The sequence below is a fragment of the Ensifer sp. ENS02 genome (assembly GCF_014851885.1).
Classification (GTDB): domain Bacteria; phylum Pseudomonadota; class Alphaproteobacteria; order Rhizobiales; family Rhizobiaceae; genus Ensifer; species Ensifer adhaerens.
Genome location: NZ_JACVAO010000025.1, coordinates 1 through 17636, shown reverse-complemented (window position 1 = coordinate 17636; position 17636 = coordinate 1). Strand labels below are relative to the sequence as shown.

The window sequence follows — 17636 nt, the reverse complement described above, 5'->3', positions numbered from 1 at the left end:
AGTCGCCCGCGTTCGCAGCCGGTTAAAGTCGTTCAATTTCAGGATCATTGCACATTCGGTGATAGGTGCAACTGCGCAGCACGAAATCCTGGCGCGCACCGGCGCGCCTCGCGATCGTGAGGACTCTTCCGCCAAGCTGCGCTGAGCGTCAGCCGAGGTCGCCTGCCTGTTCGAGAACATCATGCGCGCGCTCGATGATCGGCGCATCCACCATGGTCCCGTTCAGCACGAAGGCGCCACGGCCGTCTGCCTGCGCCGTCTTCGCTGCGTCGATCACGGACTTTGCCCAGGCGATCCGTTCTGGGCTCGGGGAGTAAGACGCATTCAGCACCGGGACCACGGACGGGTGGACACAGCTCGCGCCATCGAACCCGTGGGCCTTCGCCTCACGAGCGGCTGCCTTCAAGGCATCCAGTCGCCTATAGTCCGCGACCGTCAAAAGCATGCCGAAGGACAGCTTGCCTTCCGCCTTGGCGGCAAGGTGGACCATCAGTTTCGGAAGTCGCAATACGTCTGGCAGCGGTTCTGCGCCCATGCTGGTCGCGATGTCTTCGCCGCCAGCGGCAAGGCCGACCACGCGGCTGACGCGGGCAATCGCGCGCGCATCGAGAACTGCCCCGGCATCTTCGAGGAGTGGCACGAAGGCGACCGGCGGCCTGCCGATCTGCCGCTCAACTGGTGCGAGATGCGCTGCAATATCCTCTAGCTCCTGCGGCGACCGGGTTTTCGCGACATAGAGACCGAACGCGCCGGCACGGCAGGCGGCCTCTGCATCCGCCATCCGCAGATCCGGCGCCGAATTGATGCGGACAAAGACGGTCGCACCACCGCGTGCCACCTGCGCCACGGCGTCCTTCAACCCATCCCTTGCGGCCTGTTTCTGATCCGGGGCGACTGAATCTTCCAGGTCGAGGATGATCGCATCCGCTCCGCGTTCGTGCGCCTTGGCGATGAATTTTGCGGACGAGGCCGGGACGTAGAGTAGGGAGCGAAGCCTCATGCGGCTTTACCCTGGAGTATCGTCTCGATCGCGCCGCGATCCAGTCCCGCTTCGGCCAGAACTTCCGCCGTGTGTTCCCCAAGCGCTGGTGCCGGCCGCCGCCAGACGCCCGGCGTCTGGGAAAGCCGCGGCACGATGTTGTGCATCGGCAGGCTGCCGAACTCGTCATCCTCCACATCGACGATGATTTCGCGCTCGGCGAAATGCGGGTCCGACGCGGCATCTGCGATGTTGTAGATCGGCCCGACCGTCGCGCCGGCGTCACGCATGATCTTCAGCGCCTCGTCATGGTCGTGCCGGGCAAACCAGCCGCCAACGGCCTCGTCGACCAGATCGCGATTTTTGACGCGTTCAGAATTGGTGGCAAAGCGCGGGTCCTGGTTCATGTCGGCACGGCCGATGATCTCGAAGATCCTCCGTGCGACCTGCGGCGTCGATCCCGACAGCGCCACGTACTTTCCGTCGCGGCAGCGGTAGACATTGCGCGGGGCGGCCGTATTGGAGGCGCTGCCCACGCGCTCCTTGATCTTGCCGGTCGTCTGATAGATCGCCGCTTCTGGCCCGAGCACCGAGAACATCGGTTCCAGCAGCGACAGGTCGATGACCTGTCCTTTTGCGTAGCCGCGATCGCGCGCAAGCAACGCTGTCACGGTGGCCGAGCTGCCATAGACACCGGCGATCATGTCGGCAAGCGCCAGCGGCGGCAGCACGGGCTCGCGATCGGGAAAGCCGGTTCTGTAGGCAAAACCGCTCATGCCTTCGATGATGGTGCCAAAGCCCGGGAACTGCGCGTAAGGCCCCGTCTGGCCGAAACCGGAAATGCGCACGATGATCAGGTTGGGATTGCGGGCGTGCAGCGTTTCCGGCGAAAGCCCCATGCGCTCCAGCGTTCCCGGCCGGAAATTCTCGATGAAGACATCGGCCGTATCGATCAGTGCCCAGAGCGCCGTCATCGCCGTCTCTTGCCTGAGGTTCAGAACGACGGAGCGCTTGTTGCGGCTATAGGTCTTCCAATAGAGCGAGTGGCCATCATCCTTCCAGTCTCTGAGCGGATCGCCCGCCGGCGGCTCGATCTTGATGACATCGGCGCCGGCATCGGCCAGCTGCAGCGACAACATGTTGCCGGCAACGAGCCGGGAAAGATCCAGAACCCTCGTGCCGACCAGCGGTCCCTTGGCGTCGGGATCGAACTGTCGCTTCGCAAATCCACTCATCGAAGGCGCTCCCCGGTGTCCTTGTCGAAGAGCAGAACCTTGTCGGCATCGATCGTCAGCGTCACATCCTGCCCGGCCGAAAGCAGCTTGCCGCCGTGGACGACGACCGAGATATCCTGGCCGCCCATGTCGACGACGATTTCCTGGTCCTCGCCGGTCGGCTCGACGAGGCTGATGCGCCCCGGCACGCCCGTTGTTCCGAGCGTGATGTGCTGCGGGCGGATGCCGCAGACGACCCGCTTGCCAGCCTGCACCTGTCGCCCGAGCGGCAGGGATACGCCGCCCCGGGTCAAGGCCGTCGCTCCCTCTGTGACTGCCTCGATCAGGTTGATCTCCGGCGAGCCGATGAAGCCGGCGACGAAGAGATTGGCAGGATCGTTGTAAAGATCGAGCGGTGCGCCCGCCTGCTCGATCTTTCCGCCGTTCATCACCACAATCTTGTCGGCCATGGTCATGGCCTCGGTCTGGTCGTGGGTGACATAGACCATCGTGCGGCGAAGCCGTTGATGCAGTTTCTTGATTTCGCTGCGCATCTTCACGCGCAGCTTGGCATCGAGGTTCGACAGAGGTTCGTCGAAGAGGAAGGCACGCGGGTCGCGCACGATGGCGCGACCCATGGCGACACGCTGGCGCTGGCCCCCGGAAAGTTCCCGCGGCAGGCGGTCGAGCAGCTTTTCGAGGCCGAGGATTTCGGCCGCCTGGGTAACGCGCTTTTCGATCTCCGCCTTCGGCGCACCGGCGAGCTTCAAGGCGAAGCTCATGTTTTCCGCGACCTTCATGTGCGGATAGAGCGCATAGGACTGGAAGACCATGGCGATGTCACGCTCCTTGGCCGGCATATCGTTGACGACCTTGCCACCGATGGTGATCTCGCCAGCTGAAATATCCTCCAGCCCGGCGATCATGCGCAACAGCGTAGACTTGCCGCAGCCCGAAGGGCCGACGAGCACGACGAATTCGCCGTCGCCCATTTCCAGCGAGATGTCGTTGAGCACGGCGACACTGCCATAGCTCTTGCCGACGCTTCTAAGCTCTATCTCGGACATGTTTCCTCCCTTTCTTTCCGCCTCGCGCAGTTAGCGCTCGGCGACCTCAAGCCGGCCGATCGACATGCGCCCGGCAGACGCCATGCGAAGGCCAGCCATGCCGTAGCGCAGCGTCCCATCGTCCGCCTGAAGCAGCCGCTCGCCATCGACGGAAAGCGTCAGCTTGCCACCTTCGACAGTGAGATCGACCGCGTAGCTCCGGCCGTATTCGATACGGAACGGGCTGTGCGCGAGGATCTTCGTGCCGTGGTCTTCAAGAAGGATCACGGCTTCGCCGTTCTCGAAACCGGCGGCATAAAAGCGGCTCGTACCCTGAGCCCGGGCCACCACCAGGTGCGAGGCACCCGAGTGCGGCTGAAGCTCGGCCTTGACACTGACGTCGCGGAGATAGGCGTTGCCCGTCCAGGCGTCCGCGTCGGTTGCGGTATGGGCATGGATGCGGCCTTGCTGCAGGCTCCAATGGCCGCGGTTCCAGGTGAAGCGGGTGATGCCGCCCCATTCATGCGCTTCCTTGGACGGGTCGATGACGGCGCGCCCCTTGCCGGATACGGAGAAGTCCGCAAGGAACAGCCGGCCGAGGAATTTCAGGCGCCCGAAATATTCGACCAGGATGCCGATCTCGTCGACCGCCTCGCCGTTGCCGTCGGGGATGGTGAACGCGTAGTCCTGCCAGCCGCTCGCAGACGGCACGTGCCAGGCGCCTGTTTCCTGGATGGCGCCTGTCATGGCGCGGCGAACATAGGGCGCCACACGCAGGTTGCCGTCACCGTTCCAAGGGTCGAGCCAGAGCTTGAACGACACCCTTTGGCCGTCATCGGCAAGCGGCGTGAACATCGGGCGGTAGCGCTCGTCGTCGAAGTCGGAGCGGCGATAGAAGGGCTTCCAGAAAATGCGTCCACCATGCCCGCGCTCGAGACGGTCGAGCAGGATTTCCAGCGATCCCTTGGCGTTATCCGTATGACGCTCCGCCGATGCCTTGACGGCGATCTGGTTGAAGGGCTCGGTGCGGAAGCCATGGGTGGCGCCGGGTGCGTCGAAATCGAAGCGAACGCCGCGGCGCTCGAAATCCTCGACCCAGAGCGCCGGAGCCTCCCGTCCCTGCAGGCGGAGCGCCAGCACCGTCAGTTCACGGGCAAAGGAGGGGATGTCGACGACGTTGACCGTACCGGTTACGCCGGAAGCGACGACGAAATCGTTGATCGGCTTGCGGTACTTGTCCCAGCCCGGCTGCACCTTTTGCAGGGTGCCGACGATCGCACCGGCATTGCCGGCGTTGCAGTCCGTGTCCCAGCCGGCCATGGTGGCGATCTCGACGGTGCGCGGCAGATCGCCCTGACCGTAGATCAGGCTCATGATCAAGACGCCGGCATTCGGAATGATGTGGCAGACGCCGGGATAGCGGTCATAGCCCCAATCCGCCGTCAACATGTCGCGGCAGGCACGCCAGTCGTTCCGGTTGCTGTCGTGGAAGCGGAGTACCGCGCGCGAAACCTTGGCATAGAGGGAGTCGGCCGGGATTGTCGCGAGACCCGTCTCGATCACGTCCTCGATGTTCTTGGCAACAAAAGCCTGGGCGATGGCCGCGGCGCAGAAGCGGGCGCCATGCAGGCCCTCGCCGTCATGGGCGACACTTGCCGCACGGGCTGAGGCTTCGGCTGCCTTCTTCGGGTCGGCCGGATGCACCCAGCCCCAGCTGTCGATGAAAATCTGCCCGCCGATCTGCTCGGCAACCGTCGTGCCGTTCTGGGCGATCGAGCCGGATTGCGGCGCCGGAATGCCAGCGCGCAGGTTCTGGTAGGCGGTATGCTCGGTCGAATTGCCGAAGCCGCCCCACCAATACATGCCGTGTTCCTCGGCCGCATAGTTCAGCCAGGTCTTGCCGACCTCTTCGGCGGTGGCGCCGAGACCGTAGTCGCGCAGCGCCCGGATGAAATAGACCGGACCGTTGGTGTCGTCATCGGCAGCGAAATTCTTGAAATCGCGCAGATATTCCGTCACCTCGCCATAGGTGTCCCGGACGCGTTCATAGCTCCAGATCGTCGGTTCGACAGGTGCGCCCAAGCGCACGCCGATCGCCTTGCCGATAAAACCGGAATAGATACGCTCGAAGATTTCTGTGGTGCTGAGCATCGGATACTTTCGAATTCTAGAGACTGGAAACCTGGGTGAGCTCGGGAGCGGCAAAGAGGCCTGCGCGCGCCGTGGCCCGCGCCATTTCGCGTTTGTGGTCGGCCGCCCGGATTGCGGTCACGGTTGCGGTAAAAGCATCGGCCGATCGGTAGAGATCGAGCTTGTTGACACGGTCGAGCTGGGAGACCATCGCCCGGTCGATGATGCTCTCGCCCTGCATGGCGCCGAGGATTGCGCCGGCCATGACGCCGATCGAGTCCGTATCGCGGCCGGAGTTGATGCCGTCGATGATCGACTTGTAGAAATCACCGTCATTGACGACCGCAAAGCCGAGCGCCAGCGGCAGTTCCTCGATCGCGTGCAGACGCGATGGCTGGTAGGCGTCGGTCGCAATGCCGGCCTTCTGCGGCGTGTGCTGCACGTCGTCGCCCATTGGAGAATAGCGCGCGATGATGCGGTGGAATTCGGCGACGACTGTCGCATGATCCGCGCCCTTCAATGAGCCCGCAGCCTCGACGATATCGGCGATCGCATCACGCGTTCCGTCCTTGGCAACGGCCAGCGTTTCTTTGATGACGGTGTCGAGGGTGGTGCCCGGCACGAAAGCGGCGGCGACCGCGGCGGCGAGTACGCCGGCAGCTTCCAGGCCGAAGCTCTGCTGGTGGCCGGAGGCAAAGGCGATCGCCTCATCATAGGCTGCCTTCGGATCACAGGCGTTGGCGACGCCGATCGGCGCGATGTACATCGCCGCGCCACAGTTCACCATGTTGCCGACGCCGCCCTGGCGCGGGTCGCAGCCGGAAAGTTGATGGCGCTGGAAGATCCACTTCTCAGGATAGAACAGCCGCTCGATCAGCATCGTCTCGCGCTGCAGCTCCGGCACCCAGCGCGGCGTCCAGGCAATTTCCCGCACCATGCCCGAGGCCATATCCCAGGCATCGAGATGGCGCTTCACGTCGTCGTAGATCGACATCACGCAGAGCGTCATCAGCGTGTCGTCGGTGACGATGCCGCTGCCGCGGACACGGCCGTTGCGGGCCGCCTCACTCTGCTTCATGCGGTGCCACTCTGTGTCGAGCGATGTCACCCGGCCATAGCGCTGGCGGATTTCCGCAGCGGAGAGCTTTTCGACCGGCGCCCCGATGGCGTCGCCGTAGGCGACGCCAAAGAGAAGCGCCCGAACCCGTCCCTTAAGGGAGAGCCCTTGAGCATCATTTGTCATTGAGAACCGTCCTTGCATATTCGGTCATTTTCTCGCCGCCGGCAGCGTTCCACTCGGAAACGAACTGGTCCCACTGGTCCATCTTGGCTTCGCCGGCGACGAACTTGTAAACCCAGGCCCGGTAGACGTTCTCCGTGGCGTCGATGTCGGTGGCGTATTCCGCAGGCCAGACGAAGGCGTTGTCCGGCTTGAAGTCGGCGGAGATCGTCTTCAGCGATTGCTGCGCGGCATCGCTCAGCCACTGAACCGGCGGCTGCCAGTTGGCGGCAACGAGGAAGCGGGCATACCAGGTAGCGAGCTTGTCGGTCGGCTTGATGGTTTCGCCGTCCTTGGTGTACTGCTCGCCCTCAAAGCCGAGCCGTTCAATCGCCTGGCCCTCGGGGCTGGCGATGAAGTCGAGCAACTTGACCACCTCCTCCTTGTGCTCCGAGGTCGTTGCGATCGCGAGACCGCGCGCTTCCTTGGAGACGTCCAGCGCCATCAGGCCCTGGCCGCCCGGACCCTTCGGCGGCGAAAGCAGGCTGAGGGTCACGCCGGGATGGGCCTGGCGCATCTTGCCGCCATAGATGTCGATGACCTCTGCGGAGGAACCGAAGATCACCCCGGCACGGCCGGAATAGAACTTGTCTTCCTTCACGTCCCACTTGGTGGTGATGAATTCCGGATCATAGAGACCCTGCTCGCGGAGCGATGCGTAGAAAGCGATCTTTGCCTTTTCCGCGGCCGAAACGCGGGCATGGATCCACTCGCCAGCATCGTTCTTCAGCCAGGTTCCGGTGACGCCAAATGCCTGATTGAAGACGGCGTCGAGCTCTTGAGTGTTGTCGGCGGTGGTAACGCCGTAGCTGTCGGCCTTGCCGTTGCCGTCGAAATCGCCGTCCTTGATCGCCTTGAAGAGGGTGACGTAGTCGTCCGTAGTCTTCGGTGCTTCGACGCCCGCTTTCTCGAGCCAATCCGCGCGGATCACCGGCTGCGGTATGCGCGGCGGGTAGACATAGAGCAGGTAGGGATAGTTCTTCAGCCGCTCGACATTGTGCGGGAAGAGCGCGTCCTTGAGATAGGTCGTCTTCGGCAGCCAGGTGTTCCAGTCCTCCAGCACGCCCTGTTCGGCCATCTTGGCGTCGCCGCCCTGGAAATAGATGAGATCGGGGATATCACCGGACAGAAGCATGGCGCTGAGCTTGTCGGCATAGCCAGAGGACGGCAGGTCGACGACCTGGATATGGATGTCGGTGCCCTTGGCCTTCAGCGCCTCCTCATAGGCCTTCATCAGCTTCACGTCGTCAGGATTGCTCGTCGTGAGATCCTTCGAGACGACGCGGATCGTCACCGGATCGGCGAAGGCGGGCATGGCGACGCTCGCCATCAATGCCATGGCGGTGGTTGCGCCAAGGATCAGTTTTCCAAGCATGTTTGTTCCTCCCAATATGCTATGGCTTTTATGGTTCGGTTCTGCATCGTCAGCCCTTCAGCGCACCGCTCATGGTGCCCTTGGTGAAGAACTTCAGAATGAGTGGGTAGATTGCGAGGATCGGCGCGATCGTAAGCAGGATCATGCCTGCCTTCAGCGCGCGAATGTTGATCTGGCTCGCACCGGTGTAGTTGTTGCTGTCGACGACCCCGACCATGGCGAGCTTGTCGCCCTCGACCACGAACTGGCGCAGCACGACCTGCAGCGGCCATTTTGACTGGTCGTTGAGATAGATCATCGCCCGGAAGAACTCGTTCCAGTGGAAGACGAAGTAGAAGAGAGCGATGGTCGCAAGCGCCGACTTGGCGAGTGGTAGCGCCACGTACCAGGAGATCTGGAAAGGGTTGGCGCCGTCGAGCTCCGAGGCCTCGATCAGTTCCTTCGGCACTTCCTCGAAGAAGCGGACGAGAATGATCAGATACCAGGCGTTCACAACCTTGAAGAGGATCAGAGACCAGTAGCTGTCGAGAAGGCCGAGGCGCTTGTTGATGAAATAATCGGGAATGATGCCGGGCTCAAAGACGATCGTCACCAGCACGAAGACGAAAATCGCGCGCCGCCCCGGCAAACCCGGGCGGGAAAGTGCCCAGGCCATCAGCGCCGTCAGCACGACACCAAGGACGGTGCTGACCAGCGTGATGAAGATCGAGTTCAGGAGGCCGCGCTGGACGGCCGGGTTGTTGACCAGGAGGCTCCAGACGTCGGTCGAAAACCCGTTGGGGACCACCGTCAGGCCGCTCATGCCGGCAACCTTGCCCGGATCCGAAAAGGAGATGGCGAGCAGGTTGAGCAGCGGCTGGACCGTCAGTACGACGAGGAACATCAGCGTCGAGACGATGATCGCATATTCGAGCCGCTCGAGCGGCGTTCTGCGAACGTTGTGGGCGGCCATCACCATACCCCCTTGCCGGTAAGACGTTTGGAAAGAAGGTGGGCGGCGACGATCATCAGCATGCCGAGAACCGCCTTGAAGAGGCCGGCGGCCGTTGCCAGCGAATACTCGCCGGTCTGCAGGCCGATGCGGTAGACATAGGTGTCGATGATATCGATCTTGCTGCGCACCACGTCGTTGGAGAAGTTGATCACCTGGTTGAGGTCGGCGTTCAGGAACATGCCGGCGTTGAGGATGAACAGCGTCGCGATCGTCGGCACGATGCCGGGAATGGTGACGTAGCGGATCTTCTGCCAGCGATTGGCTCCGTCGATCTCGGCCGCATCATAGAGCTCCTGGTCGATGGCGATGATGGCGGCGAGGTAAAGCAGGCTGTCCCAGCCGGCCGATCGCCAGATCTCGGAGAAGACCAGCACCCAGCGGATCGAGCCCGTGTCGGTCATGAAGGAGACCGGCTGCAATCCGAAGAAACCGATGATGTCGTTGACCGCGCCGTCGCTCGGCGAAAGCACCGCGATGAACACGCCGGCGATGACCACCCAGGAAAGGAAATGCGGCAGGTAGATCGCCGACTGGATGAACTTGCGGAAAGCGCCGCCCCGGATCTCGTTGAGCAGCAGCGCAACGATAATCGGGACCGGGAAGACGAAGACGATCTTCATCGTCGAGATGATCAGCGTGTTTATCAGCACCTGCCAGAAGATCGGCGAGGAGAAGAGCGTCTGGAAATGCTTGATCCCGACCCAGATGTTCGGCGGGATGATGCGCAACTGCTCGAAGGCGATCTTGGCTTCCCAGATCGGAAAATAGTGAAAGATCACGAAGAAGATCAGCCCAGGCGCCATCATCAGGTAGTAGGGCCACCATTGCCGCACGTTTTTCGTGACGCTTCGCCGATGGACGTTGGGAACGTTCCCACTTCTAGGCATGGCTGCATCCGCTACAAGATCGTTGCTTACGCTCATTGTTACCTCCCTGCCGCCGTGCGCACAGCTACCGAGGCCGAGACATCGGCAAGCGAACCGCGCTCGACCAGTCGGCACGGCAGAAATATCCGGCCGTGCTCCGGGCGGCCGGCAATCTGATCGAGCAGGCATTCGACCGCGCGAATGCCGATCTGCCGGCCAGGTTTTTCGATCGTCGTCAGACCGGGCCAGGAGAAAGCACCCGCCGGAATGCCGTCGAAGCCAAGAATGGAAATATCCTCCGGGCACCGGAGCCCCGCCTCGCGCACGGCGATCATGGCACCGAGTGCCATCAGGTCGTTGGCGACGAAGACGGCGCGACTGCCTCTCCACGGCCCGGCGAGCAAACGCCCCATGGCCTTTCGGCCACCCTCGACCGTGTAGTCGGATTCCTCCACCAGCAAGATGTCGGGGTCGATGTCGCGCGCGATGCAATGCTCGTGCACGGCGCGCAGGAACCGGGCGCGCGCAAGACGCGACCGCGGGCCGAGCATCAGGGCCGGCGCCGGGTGTCCGCGCTCAACGAGGATATCCATGCCGAGACGGACAGCCTGGGCGATATCCGATCCGACGCTCAAGGTATCCGGAAAACGCTCGGCGCTCGATCCGATGAAAACGAAGGGTAAGCCGAAGCGATCGAGATCATCGAAATTGTCGGCGACCGGATTGATGATCGCGCCATCGACACGGGCGCGCCGCAGGGCGCGAAGATGCGTCGCCTCCGTGCCGGCATCCCAGTCCGACGAGAAGACGAGAAGCGAAATGTCGTCCTTGGCGGCGCGATCCTGGGCGCCGCGGGCGACTTCGGCCCAGAAGGGGTTGGTGATATCGGGAATGACCAGGCCGAGCATGCCGCTGCGCCCCGAACGCATGCCGACGGCCAGATGATTGCGCTCGTAGCCGGTGGCTGCAACGGCCTTCAGCACGCGGTCGCGGGCTTCGTCGGAAATGCTGGCAGAACCCGCCAGAACACGTGCAACCGTGCTCTTCGAGACCCCTGCCCGCTCCGCGACGTCGATAATGGTGGCCCGTTGCCGGGGTCCGTTCTTCATGTTTCCTCCCGGGCCGGAAGCCATCATCAAAGGTAACAGGCCTCAAGCTCGTGGGAACGTTACCATGAGAGTTCACGCATTGGCAAGACACGAAAATCCCGCCTTAACGCAAGGCTCCTTTGTCGCCGATTGCGCGCGACCGATCTCGCCGTGGGCATCTTGCCCCCTCACGCCAGGAACGTACTCGACGGATGCGGGGATATTATTGAGCGATCGCCTCATGATACCAGCAAGCCATTGGCTGAAAACAGACTTCCACACATTGTTTCGAACACGCGCCGATCCGGATCAGGCACCGGGCCCGCGCTTCTGGCTCGCCGGATGCGCGGAGGGAAACCTGTGCGAAGCACGCGCGGACCTGCCGGGCGGTCTGGTCGCGGAGCTGGAAGGACTTGCCGCAATCGAACCGCCCTTCGTTCATCCCAGCACGCCTGTGAACCTTGAGCGCTATCTGTCGCTGCTTGGTGATGATGGGCCTGCCGAATACGATTTCGGCCTTGTCTTTGAGTTGCAGCACGACACTCCTCACCAAGGCGATGCGCGGCTCGTTGGCAACGACTCCGAAGAAGGCGACGGATGGGATTCCTGAGGCCTGGTTCGATCTTGGTTTCCACGGCGTTGCCGACTTCTGGTCGCCCTGGTGCGCTGCCATTGTCGACGGTGAAGTCGCCTCCCTGGCATGTGCGGCGCGGCTCACCGATTCCGGCGCCGAACTCGGGCTTGTGACCGCCAAGGCGTTTCGAGGACGCGGTTTCGGCGCTGCTGCGACGGCTGGTTGGTCGCGGCTGCCGACGCTTCGCTCTCGCACCTTGTTTTACAGTACCGATCGAGACAACGCGTCGTCGAAGCGTGTCGCCTCCCGCCTTGGCCTCCGGCTTCGCGGCGCGAGCTTGCGGATAACGTGAACTTAGCTGCCGTGCCCTCGCCCGCTTCTCTACACCGAATGCAGCGCGATCGCTCGCCGCATCGGTTTTTGGTCAACAACGCTTCGGTCAGAACGAGCGGGGCGCGGGATCCAGAAGCTTCACGCTGCCGGCGGTCACCTGGTAGATGGCGCAGGTTCGCTCTACCGAGCCGTCCTTTGTGAACCGGAAGGTGGCCGCCGCACCGACGAAACCGTTTGGCGCGCGGATGCTTTCCTGATTGATGGCGCCTTCCCCCTGGGACCGCACGAGACCAGCCGCAAGGGCGATGACGTCGAACCCATAAGCCGCGTCCGCACTTGCCGCACGCTCGTAGCGATCGAGGAAGCGCGACGTCATCCGCGAGCCGTTTTCCGGGCCGAAGAGACAGAGGTGGCTTCCGGAAAATTCGGGTCGCTTGTAGGCGGCATTCGTCCAACCGGAAGTTCCGACGACCATTGCATTCGGTTTCAGATAGCCGTTGGCCTTGAGTTGCGACAGAGAACCGACCTCCCCCCCTTCCGATCCGATGAGGAGAACCGCATCAATATCCTTTAGCTTTGCCTTGGCGGCCGCGTCACCGGAAAATGTCGTGATGCCGGTCACGGCGACAAGCGCCGGCTTGATGCCATAGCCCGCAAGACCGCGATCCAGCCTTTGCCGTTCGGCGGCAGAGACATCGCTGGGCAAAAGCACGATCAGCCGCTTGCGGCCGGAGGCAAAAGCATAGGAAGCGCCCTCGACAGCGCTATCGATGCGGTCAGAAACGAAGGCGAAGGTGCCGGCCGGCCGCTCGGCGCCGTTGCCGCGCAACGCGAGAAGCGGCGCGCGGGCAGAGCCAAGTCCCTGGCGGACGGTGCTGACAGGCACGTCCGCAACCGACAGCGCAATCAACGCCGCGTTCTGGCCCGCGAGACGCTTGGCGGCGTCCTGGACTTGCTGCGGCGAACCGTCGGTATTTTCGACCAAAAGCGAAAGCTGGCCACCACCCACCTCGTCCACGGCGAGCGACGCCCCGTCGCGGATGTCGCGTTCGCGCACCGTTTCGCCCGAAGGCGCCATCAGTGCAGTGATAAGCCCGACACGCGTTGCGCCGGTTCCGAAGGCCTCCTGCAACTTCACCGCATGCTCGGATGCGCGCCGGGCATGCCTTGCCTGCGGCGATTCGACGTCGAGCACCTCAGGGGCGGTGGGAGCACCCTGGCAGCCGGCAAGGACTCCAAGCGCCAGCACGCCGAGTGCCAGCCATCGTCGGCACGACGACACGCGCCGTGCCGGGGAAACCACAACGTGGGGCATTTCGATCATACCGGCTGTCTCAATTCATGAAGTGCCGCATTTTGGCGTAGAAGCAATCGCACTTGGCAATGTAGTCCTCGTCACGCCAGCTCGATTGCAGGTAACCATAGGCCTTGCCGCAGGCGACCTTGGTCTCGGACGCCCAGACGAAGGCCGGCCGCGTCGAAGCGATCCAGCGCGGATCGTCGGCAACGGCAATCGCCTCGTCCATGCGCGCCACGACTTCCTTGGTCAGCGTCGCCACGTCCTGATCGACCGTCAGCGCGGACTGGCTGATCTCGGTGCATTGCCGGGCCGCCGGCGCATAGTCGCCGATAAGGTCGGCCGCGAAACTGGATATGGGCATCAGTGCGAGCATCACCCCCGCCAGCATGCTTCTGCTCATGAAAAACTCCCCCTGAATACGCGGTTCCCGGATGATTGCCGAGAACCGCAGAACTGTCGAGATCGACCTTGCGTTAGTGGACGTCCTGTTCCGTTTTCGTCCCATTATTATTGAACAGGATCTTCACCACATCCGTCGAGACGTGGAAATCTTCCAGCACCGCAACCGTATGCCAGCCGCCGCTGCCGACACCATCGGTGTCCACCTGCAAATTGGCGTTGTCACCGCCCGCGTCTTGTACGCGGACATAGTTGTTTTCGAGCGTTGTGTTCGAGGGGAGGCTGCCAAGCAACTCGGATAGATCGACAGCGTCACCATCACCATAATTGTAGTCGGTAATGACGTCTTCGATACCAGGGGCATCGGAGCCGATGACGAACGTATCTCCGCCCCCGCCGCCAGTCATGTGGTCGGCGCCGGCACCCCCATAAAGCATATCATTGCCCCCACCACCAATTATGGTATCGGCACCTCGACCACCATAGATTTGGTCGTCCGAAGCGCTACCTGTGAGCGTATCACTGTAATCGGAGCCGATAAGCCCCTCAATATTGCGATATGTGTCGGTCCCGAGACCCACGCTCGTCAGGTTCACTGTCGTGTCGCTGCTGCCCTGCACCAGGGTGAAGGTTACACCCGCAGTCGAGTCGGATAGGTCGAGCAGGTCATTGTCGGCACCACCATCGATCCTGTCGCTTCCGCCGCCGCCCCTCAGTGTATCGTGTCCGCCGCCGCCGTTGATCAGGTCGTTTCCGCCACGGCCGATGATGGTATCGTCGAGAGCGCCGCCGGTCAGGGTATCGTTGCCCGAGGTGCCGTAGATGAGGTTGGACTTGCCGCTGTCACCCACCACGATGATGCCTGGGTCACCCGGGTCAAATTTCGAGAAGTCGAACTTGAAGTATCGTGCCTGTTCGTTGCCCCCCTTGTTGTCTTCGTATTGTACGGTCCAAACGTCGGTTGCTTCAGGTGCGTTTGCAGGGATCGCCAGATATTGCGCTAATGTCTGCGAGGAATTGGTCGTGTTCTTGATCAAGTCGAAATCGACGTCGGCCTTCATCAAACCGGAAGAGGCGTCGTAGGCCCAATTGTCGGGATTAGCGTCGTTGGCAAATATCACCTGAAATTTTATGCCGTCGACAAAGACAAAGACGTTGACCTGTTTCTCCAGGTCATTGCCGTTCCGATCACCACTGTTCACAGTTGCATAGGTGCCGCTGGGATCAGTCGCCCCCTTGTTGTTCCAGTTCTGAAAGTTGGTGAACAGGCTTAGCAAGCCACCAGATGGGTCAGCGTTGACTGCAGAAGCAAACGTCGATCCGAGTACTACATTGGCTTGCGCGCTATTACCCGACGTGAGCGGGCCGGAATTGTCGGATATCGAGTTGACGGGCCCGCCGATCCTCGTCGGAGCGATTTCGCTTATGGTTACAGAATAGGGCACGGGCCCCGATCCGTCGTTTGCGCTAAGGTTCAGAGTAACCGAAGGGGTGTCATTCACAATCGAAGTTGGCCGATAGACGAGATCATCAAGCAGGTTGATCCCCGCCGCAGGATTGTAAAGTACGGTTCCGGCGATGAGCTGGACGTAGCTATTGCCGTTGAAATAGAAAACTTCGTTTGGCGCAGTCGTCGCGGTAACGGTCACGTTTTCGCCATCGACATCCGTCGGCACGGATACGTGTAGCGGATAGCCATTGGTGTAGCCGGTTGCCTGCTGCGTAGGATCGCTCGGAAGCCAGACGCTGGTGCTGGCAACCACCGGCGCGTCGTTGGCGCCGTTGATGGTGATCGTCACAGTCTCAGTGTCGGTTGCTCCTTTGCTATCGGTAACGGCGACATTGTAGGAGAACGTAATCGTCTCGCCGCTGTCGAGGAACTGCACCAGCGCGTTAGAGACATTGTAGTTCCAGCTAGAACCTGCCGTCGAGAAGTTGCTGGTCAACTCGGCGATCTGCGACGCGCTCAGCACTGCCGAAAGATTACCGCCGGACCATACGGGTGCACCGGCCAGCGTACTCGATACCGTGTGCGTATCACCGATGTCGACGTCGGCATAGCTCAGGCTTCCGCTATCGCTGAGCTTACCCGCAACGACGCTTACGTCCTCCGTGACAGAGCCAGAGTTATCGACAGTCAGAATAGGAGCGTCGTTGGTGCCGGTGATCGTGATCGTCACCGTCTGTTTCGCCGTGCCGCCGTGATCGTCGTCGACGGTCACCTCATAGGTCTGCGTCAGCACCTGGTGCGCCTGCAGCGAGTCCAGCACGCTGTCGGCAACCTGGAAGCTCCAGCCGACCGAATTGCCGGCCTGATCGACCGCACCGAGCGAGAACGTGCCGAGATAACCGCTGCCGCCGGCTACGAAGCTGGCTTTGTGCACGTCCAGCGTATCGGCATCGCTAAACGTCACTTCGCCGGCCTTGGCATGAAGCGTGGCGTTCTCGCCACCCGCGTTGTCGGCGATCTCCGTCACAGAACCGCTTTGGGTACCCGAGGTAATAATCGGCGCATCGTTGGTACCGGTGATCGTGATCGTCACGGTCTGGGTCACCGTGCCGCTCTTGCCGTCATCTAAGGTCACGTCATAGGTCTGCGTCAGCGTCTGGCCAGCCTGCAACGAGTCGAGCACACTGTCAGCAACCTGGAAGCTCCAGCCAACCGTGTCGCCAGCCTGATTGACCGGGTCGAGCGCGAAGGTGCCGAGGTAGCCGTTGCCGTTCGCCTTGAAGCTGGCGCTGTGGGTATCCAGCGTATCGACGTCCGAAAAGCCGATCGTACCACCCTGCGTGTGCGTGGCCGTGTTCTCGCCCGTCGCCTTGTCGGCGATCTCAGTCACAGAACCGGTCTGAGTACCCGAGGTAATGATGGGCGCATCGTTGGTACCGGTGATCGTGATCGTCACCGTCTGGGTCGCCGTGCCGCCCTTGCCGTCATCGACGGTGACGTCATAGGTTTGCGTCAGGACCTGGCCCGCCTGCAGCGAATCGAGCACGCTGTCAGCGACATTGAAACTCCAGCCGACCTTGTCGGTTGCCTGGTTCAGCGGATCGAGCGCAAAGGTGCCGAGATAGCCGTTGCCGTTCGCCGTGAAGCTAGCGCTGTGCTCGTCCAGCGTATCGACGTCGGTAAACGTCACCGCGCCATCCTGCGTGTGCGTCACCGTATTCTCGCCCGTCGCCTTGTCGACGATCTCCGTCACCGCACCGCTCTGCACACCCGAGGTGATCACAGGGGCATCGTTGGTACCGGTGATCGTGATCGTCACCGTCTGGGTCGCCGTGCCGCCCTTGCCGTCATCGACGGTGACGTCATAGGTCTGCGTCAGCTTCTGGCCAGCCTGCAGCGAGTCGAGCACGCTGTCGGCAACCTGGAAGCTCCAGCCGACCTGATCGGTTGCCTGGTTCAGCGGGTCGAGCGCGAAGGTGCCGAGATAGCCGTTGCCGTTCGCCGTGAAGCTAGCGCTGTGCTCATCCAGCGTATCGACGTCCGAAAAGCCAACCGCACCGCCCTGCGTGTGCGTGGCCGTGTTCTCGCCCGTCGCCTTGTCGGTGATCTCCGTGACCGCACCGCTCTGCACGTCCGAGGTGATGACCGGGGCATCGTTGGTGCCGGTGATCGTGATCGTCACGGTCTGCGTCGCCGTACCGCCCTTGCCGTCATCGACGGTGACGTCATAGGTCTGCGTCAGCTTCTGGCCAGCCTGCAGCGAGTCGAGCACGCTGTCGGCAACCTTGAAGCTCCAGCCGACCTGATCGGTTGCCTGGTTCAGCGGGTCGAGCGCGAAGGTGCCGAGATAGCCGTTGCCGTTCGCCTTGAAGCTGGCGGTGTGCGTGTCGAGCGTATCGACATCGCTAAAGCCAACCGCACCGCCCTGCGTGTGTGTGACCGTGTTCTCACCCGTCGCCTTGTCGGCGATCTCCGTGACCGCACCGCTCTGCACGCCCGAAGTGATGACCGGTGCGTCGTTGGTGCCGGTGATCACGATCGTCACGGTCTGGATCGCCGTGCCGCCATGACCGTCATTGATGGTCACATCATAGGTCTGCGTCAGCGAC

14 protein-coding genes are annotated in these 17636 nt (G+C 62.2%); 2 read left to right on the top strand and 12 right to left on the bottom strand.

The window, feature by feature from the left end; genetic code table 11:
- Window positions 1-148: 148 nt before the first annotated feature.
- From IB262_RS32460 to IB262_RS32420, 9 genes are read right to left on the bottom strand one after another with little or no spacing between them, the layout of a single operon-like run.
- Entirely contained in the window at window positions 149-1000 is an 852-nt protein-coding gene (locus IB262_RS32460; RefSeq protein ID WP_060520307.1) for a CoA ester lyase, read from the bottom strand.
- Window positions 997-2214, bottom strand: coding sequence for a CoA transferase (locus tag IB262_RS32455; RefSeq protein ID WP_112975604.1), 1218 nt, complete (start codon window positions 2212-2214; stop codon window positions 997-999). Before IB262_RS32455 ends, IB262_RS32460 begins: the two co-directional genes overlap by 4 nt.
- Entirely contained in the window at window positions 2211-3260 is a 1050-nt protein-coding gene (ugpC, locus tag IB262_RS32450) for a sn-glycerol-3-phosphate ABC transporter ATP-binding protein UgpC (protein WP_034798094.1), read from the bottom strand. Before ugpC ends, IB262_RS32455 begins: the two co-directional genes overlap by 4 nt.
- Before the next feature lie 30 nt (window positions 3261-3290).
- Window positions 3291-5390: an ADP-ribosylglycohydrolase family protein gene (locus IB262_RS32445; protein ID WP_112975603.1), complete on the bottom strand. Its 2100-nt coding sequence runs from the start codon at window positions 5388-5390 to the stop codon at window positions 3291-3293.
- 16 nt (window positions 5391-5406) lie between these two features.
- Window positions 5407-6612 carry an ADP-ribosylglycohydrolase family protein gene (locus IB262_RS32440; protein ID WP_060520311.1) on the bottom strand — a complete coding sequence of 402 codons (1206 nt, stop codon included), beginning with the start codon at window positions 6610-6612 and terminating at the stop codon, window positions 5407-5409.
- Complete coding sequence (locus tag IB262_RS32435; RefSeq protein ID WP_112975602.1) at window positions 6602-8023, bottom strand: extracellular solute-binding protein; 1422 nt, start codon at window positions 8021-8023, stop codon at window positions 6602-6604. The genes IB262_RS32440 and IB262_RS32435 overlap by 11 nt, the downstream gene beginning before the upstream one ends.
- A gap of 49 nt (window positions 8024-8072) precedes the next feature.
- Window positions 8073-8975, bottom strand: a complete 903-nt coding sequence (locus tag IB262_RS32430) for a carbohydrate ABC transporter permease (RefSeq protein ID WP_192494333.1) — start codon at window positions 8973-8975, stop codon at window positions 8073-8075.
- The gene (locus tag IB262_RS32425; RefSeq protein WP_082584572.1) at window positions 8975-9940 is read right to left on the bottom strand and encodes an ABC transporter permease subunit; all 966 of its coding nucleotides are present in this window, start codon (window positions 9938-9940) and stop codon (window positions 8975-8977) included. Before IB262_RS32425 ends, IB262_RS32430 begins: the two co-directional genes overlap by 1 nt.
- A gap of 2 nt (window positions 9941-9942) precedes the next feature.
- Window positions 9943-10992, bottom strand: coding sequence for a LacI family DNA-binding transcriptional regulator (locus IB262_RS32420; protein WP_034798087.1), 1050 nt, complete (start codon window positions 10990-10992; stop codon window positions 9943-9945).
- A gap of 205 nt (window positions 10993-11197) precedes the next feature.
- Between IB262_RS32420 and IB262_RS36180 the strand changes: the two genes are divergently transcribed.
- Both IB262_RS36180 and IB262_RS36175 read left to right on the top strand, forming a co-directional pair.
- The gene (locus tag IB262_RS36180; RefSeq protein WP_226020820.1) at window positions 11198-11581 is read left to right on the top strand and encodes a hypothetical protein; all 384 of its coding nucleotides are present in this window, start codon (window positions 11198-11200) and stop codon (window positions 11579-11581) included.
- On the top strand, window positions 11463-11897 hold the full coding sequence (locus IB262_RS36175; protein WP_348646951.1) for a GNAT family N-acetyltransferase: 435 nt from the start codon (window positions 11463-11465) through the stop codon (window positions 11895-11897). The genes IB262_RS36180 and IB262_RS36175 overlap by 119 nt, the downstream gene beginning before the upstream one ends.
- An 87-nt stretch (window positions 11898-11984) precedes the next feature.
- On the opposite strand, the gene IB262_RS32410 is transcribed toward IB262_RS36175, so the two are convergent.
- The 3 genes from IB262_RS32410 to IB262_RS32400 form a co-directional block, all read right to left on the bottom strand.
- Window positions 11985-13202 (bottom strand): ABC transporter substrate-binding protein, encoded by a 1218-nt coding sequence (locus IB262_RS32410; protein WP_112975601.1) that lies wholly within the window; start codon window positions 13200-13202, stop codon window positions 11985-11987.
- Between the two features lie 10 nt (window positions 13203-13212).
- Window positions 13213-13578 (bottom strand): hypothetical protein, encoded by a 366-nt coding sequence (locus IB262_RS32405; protein WP_034798085.1) that lies wholly within the window; start codon window positions 13576-13578, stop codon window positions 13213-13215.
- 73 nt (window positions 13579-13651) lie between these two features.
- Window positions 13652-17632, bottom strand: coding sequence for a VCBS domain-containing protein (locus IB262_RS32400; RefSeq protein ID WP_246802790.1), 3981 nt, complete (start codon window positions 17630-17632; stop codon window positions 13652-13654).
- Between the last annotated feature and the right edge of the window lie 4 nt (window positions 17633-17636).

Excerpts from the sequence above, each read along its gene's own strand:
- IB262_RS32420 (WP_034798087.1), bottom strand. The coding sequence starts at position 10,992 with ATGAAGAACGGACCCCGGCAACGGGCCACCATTATCGACGTCGCGGAG.
- IB262_RS32455 (WP_112975604.1), bottom strand. The coding sequence starts at position 2,214 with ATGAGTGGATTTGCGAAGCGACAGTTCGATCCCGACGCCAAGGGACCG.
- IB262_RS32425 (WP_082584572.1), bottom strand. The coding sequence starts at position 9,940 with ATGAGCGTAAGCAACGATCTTGTAGCGGATGCAGCCATGCCTAGAAGT.
- IB262_RS32410 (WP_112975601.1), bottom strand. The coding sequence starts at position 13,202 with ATGATCGAAATGCCCCACGTTGTGGTTTCCCCGGCACGGCGCGTGTCG.
- IB262_RS32405 (WP_034798085.1), bottom strand. The coding sequence starts at position 13,578 with ATGAGCAGAAGCATGCTGGCGGGGGTGATGCTCGCACTGATGCCCATA.
- IB262_RS32435 (WP_112975602.1), bottom strand. The coding sequence starts at position 8,023 with ATGCTTGGAAAACTGATCCTTGGCGCAACCACCGCCATGGCATTGATG.
- IB262_RS32430 (WP_192494333.1), bottom strand. The coding sequence starts at position 8,975 with ATGGCCGCCCACAACGTTCGCAGAACGCCGCTCGAGCGGCTCGAATAT.
- IB262_RS32445 (WP_112975603.1), bottom strand. The coding sequence starts at position 5,390 with ATGCTCAGCACCACAGAAATCTTCGAGCGTATCTATTCCGGTTTTATC.
- IB262_RS36175 (WP_348646951.1), top strand. The coding sequence starts at position 11,463 with ATGGGCCTGCCGAATACGATTTCGGCCTTGTCTTTGAGTTGCAGCACG.
- ugpC (WP_034798094.1), bottom strand. The coding sequence starts at position 3,260 with ATGTCCGAGATAGAGCTTAGAAGCGTCGGCAAGAGCTATGGCAGTGTC.
- IB262_RS32460 (WP_060520307.1), bottom strand. The coding sequence starts at position 1,000 with ATGAGGCTTCGCTCCCTACTCTACGTCCCGGCCTCGTCCGCAAAATTC.
- IB262_RS32440 (WP_060520311.1), bottom strand. The coding sequence starts at position 6,612 with ATGACAAATGATGCTCAAGGGCTCTCCCTTAAGGGACGGGTTCGGGCG.